15 protein-coding genes are annotated in these 16,624 nt (G+C 63.2%); 8 read left to right on the plus strand and 7 right to left on the minus strand.

Annotated features, from left to right (window positions below; genetic code table 11):
* Positions 1-18 precede the first annotated feature (18 nt).
* Positions 19-1,389 (minus strand): DNA repair protein RadA, encoded by a 1,371-nt coding sequence (gene radA / locus ACK1VC_RS18030; protein WP_016489099.1) that lies wholly within the window; start codon positions 1,387-1,389, stop codon positions 19-21.
* 176 nt (positions 1,390-1,565) lie between these two features.
* Between radA and mscL the strand changes: the two genes are divergently transcribed.
* Positions 1,566-1,985: a large-conductance mechanosensitive channel protein MscL gene (gene mscL, locus ACK1VC_RS18035; protein WP_016489100.1), complete on the plus strand. Its 420-nt coding sequence runs from the start codon at positions 1,566-1,568 to the stop codon at positions 1,983-1,985.
* 33 nt (positions 1,986-2,018) lie between these two features.
* Here the strand turns inward: mscL and ACK1VC_RS18040 are convergent, their stop codons facing one another.
* Complete coding sequence (locus tag ACK1VC_RS18040; RefSeq protein ID WP_024718028.1) at positions 2,019-2,795, minus strand: ferredoxin--NADP reductase; 777 nt, start codon at positions 2,793-2,795, stop codon at positions 2,019-2,021.
* A gap of 212 nt (positions 2,796-3,007) precedes the next feature.
* Between ACK1VC_RS18040 and ACK1VC_RS18045 the strand changes: the two genes are divergently transcribed.
* Together ACK1VC_RS18045 and ACK1VC_RS18050 are read left to right on the plus strand one after the other, a co-directional pair.
* The gene (locus ACK1VC_RS18045; RefSeq protein WP_191086971.1) at positions 3,008-3,715 is read left to right on the plus strand and encodes an autoinducer binding domain-containing protein; all 708 of its coding nucleotides are present in this window, start codon (positions 3,008-3,010) and stop codon (positions 3,713-3,715) included.
* A 96-nt stretch (positions 3,716-3,811) separates the two neighbouring features.
* Positions 3,812-4,936, plus strand: a complete 1,125-nt coding sequence (locus tag ACK1VC_RS18050) for a methyltransferase (RefSeq protein ID WP_023047385.1) — start codon at positions 3,812-3,814, stop codon at positions 4,934-4,936.
* Between the two features lie 174 nt (positions 4,937-5,110).
* Here the strand turns inward: ACK1VC_RS18050 and ACK1VC_RS18055 are convergent, their stop codons facing one another.
* From ACK1VC_RS18055 to ACK1VC_RS18065, 3 genes are read right to left on the minus strand one after another with little or no spacing between them, the layout of a single operon-like run.
* Positions 5,111-5,266 carry a DUF2474 domain-containing protein gene (locus ACK1VC_RS18055; RefSeq protein ID WP_016489104.1) on the minus strand — a complete coding sequence of 52 codons (156 nt, stop codon included), beginning with the start codon at positions 5,264-5,266 and terminating at the stop codon, positions 5,111-5,113.
* 9 nt (positions 5,267-5,275) lie between these two features.
* Positions 5,276-6,283 carry a cytochrome d ubiquinol oxidase subunit II gene (gene cydB / locus ACK1VC_RS18060; RefSeq protein WP_016489105.1) on the minus strand — a complete coding sequence of 336 codons (1,008 nt, stop codon included), beginning with the start codon at positions 6,281-6,283 and terminating at the stop codon, positions 5,276-5,278.
* A gap of 3 nt (positions 6,284-6,286) precedes the next feature.
* Complete coding sequence (locus ACK1VC_RS18065; protein WP_016489106.1) at positions 6,287-7,723, minus strand: cytochrome ubiquinol oxidase subunit I; 1,437 nt, start codon at positions 7,721-7,723, stop codon at positions 6,287-6,289.
* Between the two features lie 356 nt (positions 7,724-8,079).
* Here ACK1VC_RS18065 and ACK1VC_RS18070 point away from each other — a divergent pair, with 356 nt between their 5' ends.
* The 3 genes from ACK1VC_RS18070 (at position 8,080) to trmA (ending at position 11,900) form a co-directional block, all read left to right on the plus strand.
* A complete protein-coding gene (locus ACK1VC_RS18070; protein ID WP_191086972.1) occupies positions 8,080-9,300 on the plus strand; it encodes an MFS transporter in 1,221 nt (406 codons plus the stop codon).
* Positions 9,301-9,522: 222 nt separating this feature from the next.
* Positions 9,523-10,818, plus strand: coding sequence for an NCS2 family permease (locus tag ACK1VC_RS18075; RefSeq protein WP_449118006.1), 1,296 nt, complete (start codon positions 9,523-9,525; stop codon positions 10,816-10,818).
* On the plus strand, positions 10,815-11,900 hold the full coding sequence (gene trmA / locus ACK1VC_RS18080) for a tRNA (uridine(54)-C5)-methyltransferase TrmA (protein WP_060517401.1): 1,086 nt from the start codon (positions 10,815-10,817) through the stop codon (positions 11,898-11,900). Before ACK1VC_RS18075 ends, trmA begins: the two co-directional genes overlap by 4 nt.
* A 98-nt stretch (positions 11,901-11,998) precedes the next feature.
* Here trmA and pcaG read toward each other — a convergent pair whose 3' ends face one another.
* On the minus strand, positions 11,999-12,604 hold the full coding sequence (gene pcaG, locus ACK1VC_RS18085; RefSeq protein WP_003251601.1) for a protocatechuate 3,4-dioxygenase subunit alpha: 606 nt from the start codon (positions 12,602-12,604) through the stop codon (positions 11,999-12,001).
* A gap of 10 nt (positions 12,605-12,614) precedes the next feature.
* The gene (gene pcaH, locus ACK1VC_RS18090; RefSeq protein ID WP_191086974.1) at positions 12,615-13,334 is read right to left on the minus strand and encodes a protocatechuate 3,4-dioxygenase subunit beta; all 720 of its coding nucleotides are present in this window, start codon (positions 13,332-13,334) and stop codon (positions 12,615-12,617) included.
* Between the two features lie 201 nt (positions 13,335-13,535).
* On the opposite strand from pcaH, the gene ypfJ reads away from it, so the two are divergent.
* Entirely contained in the window at positions 13,536-14,429 is an 894-nt protein-coding gene (ypfJ, locus tag ACK1VC_RS18095; protein ID WP_016489111.1) for a KPN_02809 family neutral zinc metallopeptidase, read from the plus strand.
* 173 nt (positions 14,430-14,602) lie between these two features.
* Positions 14,603-16,522 (plus strand): HAMP domain-containing methyl-accepting chemotaxis protein, encoded by a 1,920-nt coding sequence (locus tag ACK1VC_RS18100; RefSeq protein ID WP_191086975.1) that lies wholly within the window; start codon positions 14,603-14,605, stop codon positions 16,520-16,522.
* Positions 16,523-16,624: the final 102 nt, after the last annotated feature.

Here is a 16,624-nt window from a genome sequence, read left to right on the forward strand (position 1 = left end):
GCCGGGCCTGACTACGGATTACTCGAACAATGCATCCAGGGCCTGTTCCAGACGGGTGACGGCAATTACCTGCAGCCCCGCCGGCGCCTCTTTCGGCGCATTGCCCTTGGGCACGATCGCCCGCTTGAAGCCATGCTTGGCCGCTTCCTTCAACCGCTCCTGCCCGCTAGGCACCGGCCGCACCTCGCCCGACAGGCCGATCTCGCCAAACACCAGCAGCCCATGGGCCAGTGGCCGGTTACGCAAGCTGGACATCACTGCCGCCAGAAGCGCCAGGTCCGACGCCGTTTCCAGCACCTTGACCCCGCCTACCACATTTAAGAACACGTCCTGATCGTGGGTGGGAATACCGCCGTGGCGGTGCAGCACCGCCAGCAACATGGCCAGGCGGTTCTGGTCCAGGCCCAGGGTTACCCGGCGCGGGTTGGCCAAGTGGCTGTCGTCGACCAGCGCCTGTACCTCGACCAGCATTGGCCGGGTGCCTTCCCAAGTCGCCATCACCACACTGCCCGGTACTTCTTCCTGGGTACGGTTAAGGAAGATCGCCGACGGGTTGGACACCTCTTTCAGGCCCCGGTCGGTCATGCCGAACACGCCCAGTTCGTTGACCGCACCAAAGCGGTTTTTCACCGCTCGCAACAAGCGCAGGCGGCCGTCGGACTCACCTTCGAAATACAGCACGGTATCGACCATGTGCTCCAGTACCCGTGGGCCGGCCAGCGAGCCTTCCTTGGTCACGTGGCCGACCAGGAAGATCGCCGTGCCGCTCTGCTTGGCGTAACGCACCAGTAGCGCCGTGCTCTCGCGCACCTGGGCTACCCCGCCAGGAGCCGACTGCAACTGCTCGGTGAAAATAGTCTGGATCGAGTCGATCACCATTACCCGAGGCTTCTCGACCCGCGCGGTGGCGATAATGGTTTCAATACAGGTTTCGGTCATGACCTTGAGCTTGTCCTGGGGCAAGCCCAGGCGCCGCGAGCGCATGGCCACTTGCTGCTGCGACTCTTCACCCGTGACGTACAGCGCCGGCATGCCCGAGGCAATATTGCACAAGGTCTGCAGCAGGATGGTCGATTTGCCGATGCCTGGGTCGCCACCAATCAGCACCACCGAGCCATCCACCAGGCCACCGCCCAACACGCGGTCCAGTTCGGTGCTGCTGGTGGTGAAGCGCGGGATTTCCTCAACGCTGACTTCGGCCAGGGTCTTGATCTGCGCTTGCTGGCCGGTCCAGCCGGCGCGGCCGCTGCTGGGCGCAGCCGCACCACCGCTTTCGATCATGGTTTCGACCAGCGTGTTCCAGGCTCCGCATTCGCCACACTGGCCGGCCCATTTGGGGAAGGTCGCGCCGCACTCGGTGCAGCCATACAAGCGCTTGGCCTTGGCCATGGGTGGGGTCTCCTGGAAAAAACCGCCATCATAGCCGAGCAGGACGTGTCTCGAACGCTTCGGGATGCGACAAAACTATTCGTTCTAAGCGCAGTCAGTAGCCCTGAACACAACGCATGAAGCGTTTTAGTGGCTTACACTGCGTTAACCTTACCTTTTGTTACAAGGAACCAAACATGGGCATGATCAGTGAGTTCAAGGCCTTCGCGGTCAAAGGCAATGTCGTCGACATGGCGGTCGGTATCATCATCGGCGCGGCCTTCGGCAAGATCGTCTCGTCCTTCGTCGGCGACGTGGTCATGCCGCCACTGGGCCTGTTGATCGGGGGGGTGGACTTCAGCGACCTGGCCATTACCCTGAAGGCTGCCGACGGTGACATTCCGGCAGTGGTGCTGGCCTATGGCAAGTTCATCCAGACCGTGATCGACTTCCTGATCGTTGCCTTTGCCATCTTCATGGGGGTGAAGGCGATCAACAGGCTCAAGCGCGAAGAAGCCGTGGCACCGACTGCGCCGCCGGTGCCTTCTGCTGAAGAGACGCTGCTGACCGAAATTCGCGATTTGCTCAAGACGCAGAACCAGAATCGGTTGCCTTGAGGTTGCTGGGGCCGCTTTGCGGCCCCAATAGCATTACCAATAGTTTTCTACCGCCACCTGCCCCGGCCGCTTGCTCAGGCTCAGCTGCAAGTCACGCGCCTTCAGCACCTTGCGAGTTTCATCGATCATCTCCGGGTTACCGCACAGCATCACCCGCGAATGCTCGGGCGACAGCTCCAACCCCGCCGCCTGCTCCAGCTCGCCATTCTCGATCAGCGTGGTAATCCGCTGATTCAAAGCCCCGGGGTGCTGCTCACGGGTCACCACCGGAATGAACTGCAGCTTGCCGGCATACTCAGCCAGATAGTCGCGCTGCTCCAGCCCCGCGATTTCATCCACGTAGGCCAGCTCTTTCGCTTCACGCACCGAATACACCAGCTTGATGCTGTCAAAACGCTCCCAGGCTTCGAAGTCCTGCAGGATCGACATGAATGGCGCAATACCGGTGCCGGTCGCCAGCAGCCACAGGTCGCGCCCGCCCACGAAGCGGTCAAGGGTAAGGAAACCGAAGGCCTGGCGGTCGATCAGCAAGGTATCACCCGCCCCCAGCCGGCTCAGCTCACTGGTGAACTCCCCCCCTGGCACCACGATGGAGAAGAAGTCGAGGTGCTCGTCATGGGGTGCGCTGACCATTGAGTAGGCGCGCCACACCACGCTGCCATCGGCCTTGGTCACACCAAGGCGGGCGAACTGTCCGGAACGGAAGCGGAACCCCGCATCGCGCGTAACCCGCAGGCTGAAGAGGTTCGGCGTGAGCGGCTGAACATCGAGCAGGGTCTGGCGGGTGAACTTTTCGGCGCTAGCGGTCATATCGGGCTCCAGGGTTGACGTGCGCACAGTGTCGCGCAAAGTGGCGCGGATAAAAACCACTGCTTTGTAGGGCCTCACACAACCGGATCGTGCCGAATTTGCAGAAACCCCTAAGCGCTATAACAAAAAATTCCCAACGCCATGGTAGGTCTTTTCCTACAATAAGCCGGGTACCCAAATGGATTGGATCCGACGCACCCGAGGAATTTCTGATGCTTCACTGGAATCCCGAACACCTTCAAGCGTTCGTCAACGAACGCAGCCCACGGAAGCTGTTCGACATCGCGGTACATCTGGCGCAAGACCTGGACATGGAGTACCTCGGGCTGAACATGCGCATCCAGATCGCCACGCAGACACCCAGGGTGTACCTCTACAGCACCTACCCGGCGGAGTGGATCGAGCGCTACCAGCGCGATGAGTTCTACAAGCAGGACCCGGCCGCCAGCGTCAGCCACAGTTCGACCATGCCGGTGCTGTGGACCGACGAACTGTATCGTGAGGCCCCGCAGTTTCGCGAAGCGGCCTGCCAGTACGGCTTGCGTCATGGCTGGACGCAATCACTGCACGACCTGCAGCACAATGAAAGCCAGATCAGCGTGGCCAGACCAGCCCAATCAATCGACATCGTGGAGCTGTACGACAAGGCCGGCAGCGTACAGTGGCTGTGCCATACCCTGCATGCCGTACTCGGCGAACACCACCTGAGCGCACTGTGCCCACCGCAACCTAAAATGAGCGAGCGTGAACTGGAAGTACTGAAATGGTCGGCCGCTGGCAAGACCGCAGCCGACGTGGCTTGCATCCTGTCACTGTCGCAGAGCACCGTGAACTTCCATATCCGCAGCGTGATCACCAAGACCAACGCCGCCAACAAGGCCGGCGCCATCGCCATCGCTGCCCTGCGTGGCTGGATCTGACCTTCAGACCTGCGACCTTGGGCAAAGCCCTGTAGAATTGCCCGGCAAAGCCCGGGGCGAACCGCAACGGGCAGTTTCATACCCGAGCCAGACGCCATGCCCCTGTTGACCACCCCCTACGCCGAACTCGACCTGATCCGCCAGCCGGAACAGGCCAACGACCCGCTGCAGGCGTTCGACGCCGCCGACGAGTACCTGCTTGCGCAGTTGCACGCACAGGCACCCGACGCCAACTGCCGGGTACTGGTGCTCAATGACAGCTTCGGTGCCCTGGCCGCCAGCCTGGCGGGCCGGCTGCAGGTGGTCAGCAGCGGCGATTCTCACCTGGCGCACCTTGCCCTGGAAAAGAACCTGGCGCGCAACGGTTTGCCGTTCGACAGCGTGCCCTTCGTACCGGCCAGCGAACACTGGAATGGCACGTTCGACCGGGTGCTGGTGCGCGTGCCCAAGACACTGGCCCTGCTTGAAGAACAACTGATCCGCCTGCAGGGCCACCTGGCGCCAGGCGCGCAGGTGATTGCCGGGGCGATGATCAAGCACTTGCCACACGCAGCCGGCGACCTGATGGAAAAGTACATCGGCCCGGTGCAAGCCTCGCTGGCGCAGAAAAAGGCTCGCCTGCTGACCGCGACGCTGGCCGAACGGCCGGCCGCAAGCTCGCCCTACCCGAGCCGCTACCGCCTCGACGCGCCTGCGCTGGAGCTGGTCAACCACGCCAACGTGTTCTGCCGTGAAGGCCTGGATATCGGCACCCGGGCATTCCTGCCACACCTCCCACGCGACTTGGGCAACGCACGGGTGGCGGACCTTGGCTGCGGCAATGGCGTGCTGGCAATTGCCAGCGCACTGACCAACCCCGATGCCCAGTACACGCTAGTCGACGAATCGTACATGGCGGTGCAATCGGCGCAGGAAAACTGGCAAGCCGCGTTGGGCGAGCGCCCGGCGACTTTCATTGCAGCCGATGGGTTGGCAGGGGTGGAGAAGCAGTCGCTCGATGTAGTGCTGTGCAACCCGCCGTTCCACCAGCAGCAGGTGGTGGGCGATTTCCTTGCCTGGCGCATGTTCCAGCAGGCGCGCGAAGCGCTGGTGGTGGGTGGGGCGTTGTATATCGTGGGTAACCGCCACCTGGGCTATCACAGCAAGCTGGCGCGGTTGTTCCGAGGGGTGGAGCAGGTGGCGGCGACGCCCAAGTTCGTCATCCTGAAAGCCCGCAAGTAAGCCCCTGCGGGCATCCTGAGGGAGGTTGCCCAGCCCTTGTGCTGCGCTGTCACGCAGAGAACACCGGTCATTGTGGGCGTGGGCTTGTCCCGCGAAGGGGGCCGCGCGGTGCATGGCACCGGCTTTGCCGGTGCTCGCGGGGCAAGCCCGCTCCCACAGATGTCCCCGTTGTTCTCAATGGGTGGTCAATCCTGCTGCTCCCATGAAAAGCCGCATCACCCACGCTGCCACCCCCAGGGCCGCAACGCTCATTGCCCAGATCAGCACCAGCCAACCCAGTCGCTGCCACAGCGGTTTCTTCTCTTCCAGGCCATGTTTGCCGGTCATCATGCGGCCCTCCTAGTGATAGCCGTCTTCATGGGTCACCTTGCCGCGGAACACGTAGTAGCTCCAGAAGGTGTACATGAGGATGAACGGCAGGATAAACAGCGTGCCCACCAGCATGAAGCCCTGGCTTTGCGGTGGCGCTGCAGCATCCCAGATCGAAATCGACGGCGGGATGATGTTCGGCCACAGGCTGATACCCAGCCCGCTGTAGCCGAGGAAGATCAGCACCAGGGTGAGCAGGAACGGCGTGTAGTGCGCATTGCGCGCCACCGCCTTGAGCAGCCCGTAGAACGTCACCAGTACCAGCAGCGGCACCGGCATGAACCAGATCAGGTTAGGCATGCTGAACCAGCGGTCGGCGATCTGTGGATAAGCGATGGGTGTCCACAGGCTGACGATACCGATCACTACCAGCAATACCAGCGCCAGCGGCCGTGCAAGATCGTGCATCTTCTGTTGCAGCGACCCTTCGGTCTTCATGATCAGCCAGGTGCACCCTAACAGGGTGTAGGCAACGATCAGCCCCACGCCACAGAACAGGCTGAACGGGGTGAGCCAGTCGAGGGTACCACCGGCAAAATGCCGGTCGACCACTTTGAAGCCTTCGAGGAAGGCGCCCAGGGCCACGCCCTGGAAGAAGGTGGCGACCAGTGAGCCCCAGATGAACGCCTTGTCCCAGATATGCCGCTTGTCGGACGTGGCCTTGAAGCGGAACTCGAAGGCAACACCGCGGAAGATCAAGCCAATCAGCATCAGGATCAGTGGCAGGTACAATGCTTCGAGTATCACTGCATAGGCCATCGGGAACGCCCCGAACAGCCCGGCACCGCCCAGGACCAGCCAGGTTTCGTTGCCGTCCCATACCGGGGCGACGGTGTTCATCATCACATCACGGTCCTGCTCGCCCTTGACGAAGGGGAAAAGCATGCCGATCCCCAGGTCGAAACCGTCCATCACCACGTACATCATGACGCCGAAGATGATGATTACGGCCCAGATCAGCGGAAGGTCGATACCCATGGCTCAGTCCTCCTTGCTCAGGCTGGCAGTCTTGGCCTCATGGCCATCATCGGCGGCAGACAGCGGCCGCGCGGGCGTGCGCTTCTGGCCAGGTCCGCCCGGTGTAGGCGCGTCGCCTTCTCCAGTCTGCGGGCCCTTGCGCACCAGGCGCATCATGTAGCCAAGCCCGGTGCCGAACAGGGCGAAATACACCACCACAAAGGCCACCAACGTGAAACCAAGCTGGGCGTAGCTGTGATTCGACACACCGTCCGCCGTACGCATCAGGCCATACACCACCCACGGTTGGCGGCCGATCTCGGTGGTGAACCAGCCGGCGAGCAATGCGATCAGCCCGGAGGGCCCCATCCATAGCGCCATATACAGGAACGGGCGGGAGGTATAGAGCGTGCCGCGCTTGCGTAGCCACAGGCTCCACAGGCCAACGAAGATCATCAGGAAGCCGAGCCCGACCATGATCCGGAACGACCAGAAGACGATGGTGGAGTTGGGCCGGTCCTCGGGTGGAAACTCCTTCATCGCCGGCACCTGCTTGTCCAGGCTGTGGGTCAGGATCAGGCTGCCGAGCGCCGGGATCTCCACCTTGAAGCGCGTGGTCTCGGCCTTCATGTCGGGGATACCGAACAGGATCAACGGGGTCGGCTCGCCAGGTACATTCTCCCAATGCCCTTCGATCGCCGCGATTTTCACCGGCTGATGCTTGAGCGTATTAAGGCCGTGGAAGTCGCCGATCACCGCCTGGACCGGAGCCACGATCAACGCCATCCACATGGCCATCGACAGCATTTTGCGCACAGCCGGGTTGTCACGCCCACGCAGCAGGTGCCAGGCCGCCGAGGCGCCGACGAAAAAGGCTGTGGAAACGAACGCGGCCGTGGCCATGTGCATCAGTCGGTAGGGGAACGATGGGTTGAACACCACTGCAAACCAGTCCACCGGCACCACCCGGCCATCGATGATCTCGTGGCCTTGGGGGGTTTGCATCCAGCTGTTGGAAGCGAGGATCCAGAACGTGGAGACCAGCGTGCCGAGCGCCACCATGCACGTGGAGAAAAAATGCAGGCCGCGGCCCACACGGTTCCAGCCAAACAGCATGACGCCAAGGAAACCCGCCTCGAGGAAGAAGGCGGTCAGTACTTCATAGGTCAGCAGCGGTCCGGTCACGGCGCCGGCAAACTCGGAGAAACGGCTCCAGTTGGTGCCGAACTGGTAGGCCATGACCAGGCCAGAGACGACGCCCATGCCGAAGTTGACGGCGAAGATCTTCGACCAGAAGTGATAGAGGTCGCGGTAGACCTGCTGGTGGGTGCGCAGCCATAGCCCTTCGAGGACTGCCAGGTAGCTGGCCAGGCCAATGGTGATGGCCGGGAACAGGATGTGGAACGACACGGTAAAGGCAAACTGCATTCGGGCGAGCTCTAAGGCCTCTATTCCGAACATGGTGCTTCCTCTTCAGATAATCCGGCGTCCGGGCTTGTGGCCCCGTCGCCCACTGCCCCCACGGTAGTCGAGTGCGGCGCGTTGGAATTGTTCTGTTCGATCGTGGGGATTCCGGCCCGCAGGCCAATTCGTTCGTCGGTTGTTGCAAAAGCAACGGTTGACCCAGATCAACGAATGCCTAGAAGCATAGTCCCGAATAGGCCGGCGAGCCGTGTGGTTGTTTGTCGCGTGACCCGTTGCCCCACCCTCTTTCATACAGCGTGAAAAAGTGCCGATCCGGGCAAACAGTAACCACTTGTTACAAACAGGTGATACGCTGCGCACCCCCTCTACTGCGCCGAGGCCCTTGGTTTCCGATGTCCGATTCCGCACCGCAGTTGTTGCGTCACCACCGTCCCTTCCTGGCCTTCTGGCTGGCCCGTGTATTCACCGCCAGCGGCTTTCAGATGCTCACCGTGGCCATTGGTTGGCACCTCTACCAGTTGACCGGCAATGTGCTGGACCTGGGCCTGGTCGGCCTGGTCGAGTTCGCCCCGCGTGTGCTGTTCATGCTGCACACCGGGCATGTGGCTGACCGCTATGACCGGCGCAAGGTCGCTGCCCTGTGCCAGAGCCTGCAGGGGCTGATTGCCCTGGCACTGGCCGTAGGCAGCGCCACCGACAACGTCACCCGCGAGTTGATCTTCGCCCTCGCCTTCCTGCTCGGCGCCACGCGCTCGTTCGAAATGCCGGCAACCCAGGCGCTGTTGCCCAACGTGGTGCCGCCCGGCCTGTTCCCTCGGGCAGTGGCAGCGTCGGCGTCGGCGACCCAGTCGGCAACCATCGTGGCGCCGGCGGTGGGCGGCTTCCTGTATGCCTTTGGCAGCCTCTGGGTGTATGGCCCCACCGTGGCCCTGTACGCCATCGCCTGCGTGCTCACCCTGAGCCTGCAGGCACGCGGCCAGGTCGTGCAGCGCGGGCGCGCCAGCATCGAATCACTGCTGGCCGGCATCCGCTTCATCCGCAGCCGGCCCGATATTCTCGGGGCCATTTCGCTGGACCTGTTCGCTGTATTGCTGGGTGGGGCCACCGCGCTGCTGCCGGTGTTCGCCAAGGACATCCTGCTGACCGGCCCGCTGGGCCTGGGCCTGCTGCGCTCGGCACCGGCGGTGGGGGCGTTGTGCATGTCGCTGTGGCTGGCACGCTTCCCGTTCGAGCGCAACGTCGGGCGGACCATGTTTACCGCTGTCGGCGTGTTCGGCGTGGCCACCATCGCCTTCGGCCTGTCGACCTCGTTCTGGTTCTCGCTGGCGGTGCTGGTGGTGCTAGGCGCGGCGGACATGATCAGCATGGTCATTCGCAGTTCGTTCGTGCAGCTGGAGACACCAGATGAAATGCGTGGCCGGGTAAGCGCGGTGAACGGGTTGTTCATTGGTGCCTCGAACCAGCTCGGCGAGTTCGAATCCGGGGTGACGGCGCACTGGTTTGGCACAGTGCCGGCAGTGGTGATGGGCGGGGTGGGCACGCTGCTGGTGACCGGGGTGTGGATTAAAATGTTCCCGACACTGGCCAAGCGGGACCGGTTGCATAACGGTTGATCAGTTGCCTGTGCCGGCCTCTTCGCGGGACAAGCCCGCTCCCACAGGGCCGGTACCGGCTATGGAAACCCATTCCCCAACGGCCATAGGCCCCTGCCAAGCATGCTGGTATGATGCGCGGCTTTTTTCCTCCCCACACAAAACCACGGCAACCGGTACGGTCTGTGCTTTGCTGATGGGGTCGATACATTCATGGCGCCGGGGGCGCCTTGGGGAGCGGGCATGCTGGAAAGGCTGTTTCAACTAAAAGCACACAACACCAACGTGCGCACCGAGATTCTCGCGGGCGTCACCACCTTCCTGGCGATGGCCTACATCCTGTTCGTCAACCCGAGCATCCTCGGCGAGACCGGCATGGACAAGGGCGCGATCTTCGTCGCCACCTGCCTGGCAGCGGCCATCGGCTCCACCACCATGGGCCTGATTGCCAACTACCCGATCGCCCTGGCGCCGGGCATGGGCCTGAACGCGTTCTTCACCTACACCGTGGTGCTGCACATGGGCCACACCTGGCAAGTCGCGCTGGGCGCGGTGTTCCTGTCGGCGGTGATGTTCTTCCTGCTGTCGATCTTCCGCATCCGCGAGTGGATCGTTAACAGCATCCCGCTGCCGCTGCGCTCGGCCATCGCTGCTGGTATTGGTTTGTTCCTGGCGCTGATCGCCTTGCATAACGCGGGCATCGTCGTCGATAACCCAGCCACCTTGGTGGGCATGGGCGACCTCAAGCAGCCCTCGGTGATTCTCGCCACGCTGGGCTTCTTCCTGATCGTCGGCCTTGAGTCGCTGAAGGTGCGCGGCGCGGTGTTGATCGGCATCTTGGCCGTCACCGTCGCGTCGATCGCAATGGGTGTGACGCCGTTCGGCGGGGTCGTGTCGATGCCCCCTTCGCTGGCACCCACCTTCCTGCAGCTGGACATCGCCGGTGCCCTCGATGTGGGCCTGATCAGCGTGATCTTCGCGTTCCTGTTCGTTGACCTGTTCGACAACTCCGGCACCCTGATCGCCGTGGCCAAGCGCGCCGGCCTGATGGGCAAGGACGGCCACATGCCGAAGATGGGCCGCGCCCTGATCGCCGACAGCACCGCCGCCATGGCCGGTTCCCTGCTGGGGACCTCGACCACCACCAGCTATATCGAGTCCGCTGCGGGCGTGAGCGCCGGTGGCCGCACCGGCCTGACCGCCATCGTGGTTGCCGTGCTGTTCCTGCTGGCGTTGTTCTTCGCTCCGCTGGCCGGTAGCGTGCCGGCGTTCGCCACCGCACCGGCGCTGCTGTTCGTCGCGGTGCTGATGGCCTCGGGCCTGGCAGAAATAAACTGGGACGACGTCACCGAAGCCGCGCCGGTGGTAGTGACCGCCCTGGCCATGCCGCTGACCTACTCGATCGCCAACGGTATCGCCTTCGGCTTCATCTCCTGGACCGCCGTCAAGCTGATCTCCGGCCGCCACCGCGACCTGAACCCGGCCGTGGTGATCCTTTCCATCCTGTTCGTCATCAAGCTGGGCTGGTTCAACGCATGAGTGCTGCTTTCGACCCCTCCTCCTACGCCACCCAGCTGGACGCCAAGGTGGCCCGGCTACGCGAGCTGCTGGCGCCCTTCGGTGCGCCGGAACCCGCAGTTTTCGACTCGCCGCGCGAGCACTACCGCCTGCGCGCCGAGTTCCGCCTGTGGCGCGAGGACGGCCAGCGCCACTACGCCATGTTCGCCCCGGGCGACAAGCACAAGGCGATTCTGATCGACGATTTCCCCATTGCCAGCGAGCGCATCAATGCACTGATGCCGCGCCTGAAGGCGGCCTGGCAAGCCAGTGAGGAACTGGGCAATCGCCTGTTCCAGGTGGAGTTCCTCACCACCCTGGCCGGCGATGCGATGATCACGATGTGTTACCACCGCCCGCTGGACGAGGCCTGGGAAGCGCAAGCGCGGCAACTGGCCGAAGCGCTGGGTGTGAGCGTGATTGGCCGCTCCAAGGGCAAGCGCCTGGTGATCGGCCGCGACTACGCGGTGGAAAAACTCGACGTGGCCGGCCGTGTGTTCAGCTATCGCCAGCCGGAAGGTGCGTTCACCCAGCCCAACGGCGCGGTGAACCAGAAAATGCTGAGCTGGGCCTACGAGGCCATTGGCGAGCGCCAGGACGATTTGCTGGAACTGTACTGCGGCAACGGCAACTTCACCCTGCCACTGGCCACCCGCGTGCGTCAGGTCCTGGCGACCGAAATCAGCAAGACCTCGGTCAATGCTGCGCTCAGCAACCTCGAAGAGAACGCTGTGGATAACGTGCGACTGGTGCGTTTGTCGGCAGAGGAGCTGACCCAGGCGCTGAATGAGGTGCGGCCGTTCCGTCGTCTGGAAGGCATCGACCTGAAGAGCTACGCGTTCGGTACGGTGTTCGTCGACCCGCCGCGGGCAGGGATGGACCCGGACACCTGCGAGCTGACCCGGCGTTTCGAGCGGATTCTGTACATCTCGTGCAACCCGGAAACCCTGGCGGCGAACATCGCCCAGTTGCAGGACACCCACCGCATCGAGCGCTGTGCGCTGTTTGACCAGTTCCCCTATACCCACCACATGGAGAGTGGGGTGTTGCTGGTTCGGCGTTAAAGCATTCGCGGGGCAAGCCCGCCCCCACAGGACAGTGCAGTACCTGTGGGAGCGGGTTTGCCCCGCGAATGGGCCGCAAAGCGGCCCCGGGCTTCAACTCAGAAGTCGAAGAAGACGGTCTCGCCTTCCCCCTGAATACGGATATCGAAACGATACGCCGTTTTCCCATCCACTTCGCAACGCTTGGCAATCAAGGTTTCACGCCGCTGCGGCTGCTCAATCAGGTTGAGCACCGGGCACTTGGCGTTGGCTTGGGCTTCATCATCGAAGTACAGGCGCGTGTGCAGGTGGATGTTGATGCCACGGGCAAACAGGCTGATGTTGATGTGCGGCGCCATCGGCACGCCAGCAGCATTGTTCACCACACCCGGCTTGACCGTGTGCAGCGTCCACTCGCCAGCATCGAAGGTGGTGGCGGTGCGGCCGAAGCTGTTGAAGGCGTTCTCCAGGTTGTAGGCATCCTGATACTCGCCATTGGCGTCGGCCTGCCACACTTCCAGGAACGAGTCGCGCACCAGGTGGCCGTTACCGTCATACACCTGGCCGAGTAGCAGAATGTGCTCGCCTGGCGCGTCCGGCTTGGCCAGGCGGTTCCAGATTTCCTGATCGCGGGTCGGGTTGCCGGCCGCTTCCAGGGCCAGGCCGATGTGCACGTAGGGGCCGGCGGTCTGCGAAGGGGTTTCCGGCAGCAGTTCGATTGGCATGGCGGGTTCCTCAGCAGTTTTCGAAGTGGGTCTTGCGCTGGCCGCGCAGCACGATGTTAAAGCGGTAGGCCAGGCAGTCCATCGGGTTGGCGTTGCTCATGTCGAGCTTGGCGATCAACTGCTGTACAGCTTCAGGGTTGGCGATCGACTTGACGATCGGGCACATCGGGATCAGCGGGTCACCCTCGAAATACAACTGGGTGATCAGCTTGGTCGCAATCGACGGGCCGCTGATGCCGAAGTGGATGTGCGCCGGGCGCCAGTCGTTCGGGCCGTTGCGCCATGGGTACGGGCCCGGCTTGATGGTGCGGAAGCTGTAGTAGCCGTCGCTGTCGGTCAGGCAACGGCCGACACCACCAAAGTTCGGGTCCAGCGGTGCCAGGTAACGGTCGTTCTTGTGCCGGTAGCGGCCACCGGCGTTGGCTTGCCACATCTCCACCAGGGTGTTCGGCACAGGCTTGCCGTACTGGTCGACGACGCGGCCGGCCACAATGATGCGCTCGCCGATTGGCAGGCCACCGTTGTTGAAGTTCAGCAGCAGGTCATGGTCGTGGGCGCCGAAGCCCAGGTGGGAAAAGTTCGGACCAGTGGTTTCGCTGATCGACTGTGGAATGCTGACCAGTGCCTGGCGCGGCGAGCGGGCAATGGACGTTTTGTAGTCAGGCGTAAGGGCTTTGGGGTGCCAGTTGCGATCACGGATCACGAAGCGGCTGTTGTCCTGGGCGGGCATGCCGGTTTCCTCTCTTGGAATTATGTGAACGCCTGGGCGTGGCAGGCGGACTTACAGTTTCCGGCAGGTCGCGGCCATTGAATATTGAAATCGACCACTAGTTCCATAACCAAATGGTTATGGATGAACACTTTGGCCTGACACCTGACGCTGCCGTGAACTAATCTTTGTCTTCTTGTTTCACGGCTCGGGAGAGCACACATGGAATGGCGAAAAGGCCGACGCAGCGACAACGTGGTCGATGCCCGGGGCGAAGGTGGCGGTGGCGGCGGCATGCGCTTCGGCGGCGGCAAGGGGCTGGGGCTCGGCGCAATTCTGCTGATCGTCGGCATCGGCTGGCTCACGGGGCAGGACCCGTTGCAGATTCTTGGCCAGCTCACCGGCCAGATGGCGCAGCAGCAACAGCAGACAGCGCCCAGTGGTGCGGGCGGCAAGGCGCCACCGGCCAACGACCAGCAAGCCGAGTTCGTTGCCTCGGTCCTGGGCGACACCGAAGACACCTGGAAAGCGCTGTTTGCCGAAGCCGGCAAGCAATACCGTGACCCCAAGCTGGTGCTGTTCAGTGGCCAGGTCAATTCGGCCTGCGGCTTTGCCTCGGCGGCCGTGGGGCCCTTTTACTGCCCGGCAGACCAGCGGGTTTATCTGGACATGTCGTTCTTCCGTGAAATGGAAACCCGCTTCGCTGCGGCCGGCGACTTCGCCCAAGCCTACGTGATTGCCCACGAAATCGGCCACCATGTGCAGACCCTGCTGGGCGTTTCGGCCAAGGTCGACGCCGCCCGCCGCAACGGCCAGCGCATGGAGGGCGACAACGGGCTGCTGGTACGCCAGGAGCTGCAAGCCGACTGCCTGGCCGGCGTATGGGCCTACCAGGCGCAAAAACGCCTGAACTGGCTGGAGCCGGGCGACGTCGAGGAAGCGCTGAACGCGGCCAACGCCATTGGCGATGACCGCCTGCAACAGCAAGGCCGCGGCCGCGTGGTACCGGACTCCTTCACCCATGGCACCTCGGCGCAGCGAGTGCGCTGGTTCAAGGCCGGGTTTGCGCAAGGTGAGGTGAACAGCTGCGATACCTTCAGCGCGCGCAGCCTCTGAAACTGCCGGGGCTGCATAGCGGCCCCTGGTTATCCAGTTACAAATCTGCTGAAAAAGCGTTTCAGCTTCCCGGATCATTGCCGATAACCCCTGCACGAGTCAGCGGGCACCCAGAACAACAACGCCTTGCGATCGAAGATCAAGAGAGCGAAAACTACTTCTGGAGTGCGTGCATGAACAGCTGGTTCGCCAACATCAGCGTCAACCTAAAACTTGGCCTGGGCTTCGGCCTGGTGCTGATCCTCACTGGCCTGCTGGCCCTGACTGGCTGGACCAGCCTGGGCAGCCTCATCGACCGCAGCAACTGGATGGGTGACATCGGCCAGCTCAACAAAGACCTGACCGACCTGCGTATTGCGCGTCTGCAGTACATGATCGCCAACGGCGACGATGCCGCCGCCGCCAACACCCAGACCAAGCTGGATGCCTTCAGCAAGCAGCAGGCCTACCTGGCCAGCACCTTCAACAGCCCGGACAACGTCAAACTGCTGAATGAGCTGGGCGCAACCATCAGCGCCTACAAGGTGTCGCTCAACAAGATGCGCCAAGGCTACGACGCCACCCGCGCAGCCCGCGTCTCCATGGACAGCTCGGCCACCCGCGCCGATCAGGCGATGGACGCCCTCAGCCAGGAAGTCATGGCGCGCCCAGAGGCCGACAGCGTACGCCTGGCCCAGTACCTGTTGATCAGCAAGGCCCGCCAGCAACTGCTGCAGGTGCGCATCGACGTGCGCGGCTACATTGCCGACAACAGCGCTGCCAACGAGCAGGCCGCCCTGCGCCAGCTGGATGCAGCGCTAGCCGATATCGACAACCTCAAGCGCCAGCTGCCCACCGAAGACGCCCGCCTGCAACAGTTCGAAAGCGCGGTACTGGCCTACCGTGACGCCGTGCGCCAGTTCCGCGACGCGGTCGCCAACATCACCACCTCACGCGCCGAAATGACCGTGCAGGGCGCCGATATCGTCAAGCGCAGCGATGCGCTGTACCAGATCCAGCTGGAACGCCGCGACATCGAGAGCACCCAGGCCCGTAGCCTGCAGGCCATCGCTACCCTGCTGGCACTGCTGGTCGGCATCCTGGCAGCGGTACTGATCACCCGCCAGATCACCGGCCCACTGCGTGAAACCCTGGTAGCGGTGGAAAAGATCGCCAGCGGCGACCTCACCCACCACGCGCGCATCACCCGCCGCGACGAATTGGGCGTGCTTCAGCAAGGCATCGCGCGCATGGGCACCACCCTGCGCGAGCTGATCAGCGGCATCCGTGATGGCGTCACCCAGATCGCCAGCGCCGCCGAAGAGCTGTCGGCGGTCACCGAGCAGACCAGTGCCGGCGCCAACAGCCAGAAGGTCGAAACCGACCAGGTGGCCACTGCCATGCACGAAATGGCCGCGACCGTTCAGGAAGTGGCGCGCAACGCCGAGCAGGCCTCGCATGCCGCCACCGGTGCCGACGACGAAGCCCGCGCCGGCGACCGCGTGGTCGGCGAAGCGATTGGCCAGATCGAGCGTTTGGCGGAGGACATGCACCGTTCCACCGAAGCCATGAACCTGCTGCAGCAGGAAAGCCAGAAGATCGGTAGCGTGATGGACGTGATCAAGTCGGTGGCCGAACAGACCAACCTGCTGGCGCTCAATGCGGCGATCGAGGCGGCACGGGCTGGCGAGGCCGGGCGTGGTTTTGCCGTGGTCGCCGACGAAGTGCGCGGCTTGGCCCAGCGCACGCAAAAGTCCACCGAAGAGATCGAAGAGCTGATTGCCAGCCTGCAGCATGGCACCCAGCAAGTGGCGAACGCCATGCAGGGCAGCCGTAGCTTGACCGACAGCAGCGTCGAGCTGGCGCGCAAGGCCGGAGCCTCGCTGGAGAACATCACCAGTACGGTGTCGGGCATCCAGTCGATGAACCAGCAGATTGCGGCGGCGGCGGAGCAGCAGAGTGCGGTGGCTGAAGAGATCAGCCGCAGCATCCTGAATGTGCGTGATGTGTCCGAGCAGACGGCGGCGGCCAGTGACGAGACGGCAGCGTCGAGTGTGGAGCTGGCGCGGTTGGGTGGGCAGTTGCAGACACTGGTCAGCCAGTTCCGCGTCTGACCTGGGTAACCCGGGGCCGCTTTGCGGCCCTATCGCCGGCAAGCCAGCTCCCACAGGGACCGCACAGGCCTCGTGGGCATCGGCGTCCCTGTGGGAGCTGGC

It is taken from the genome of Pseudomonas sp. XP2 (genome assembly GCF_053557975.1).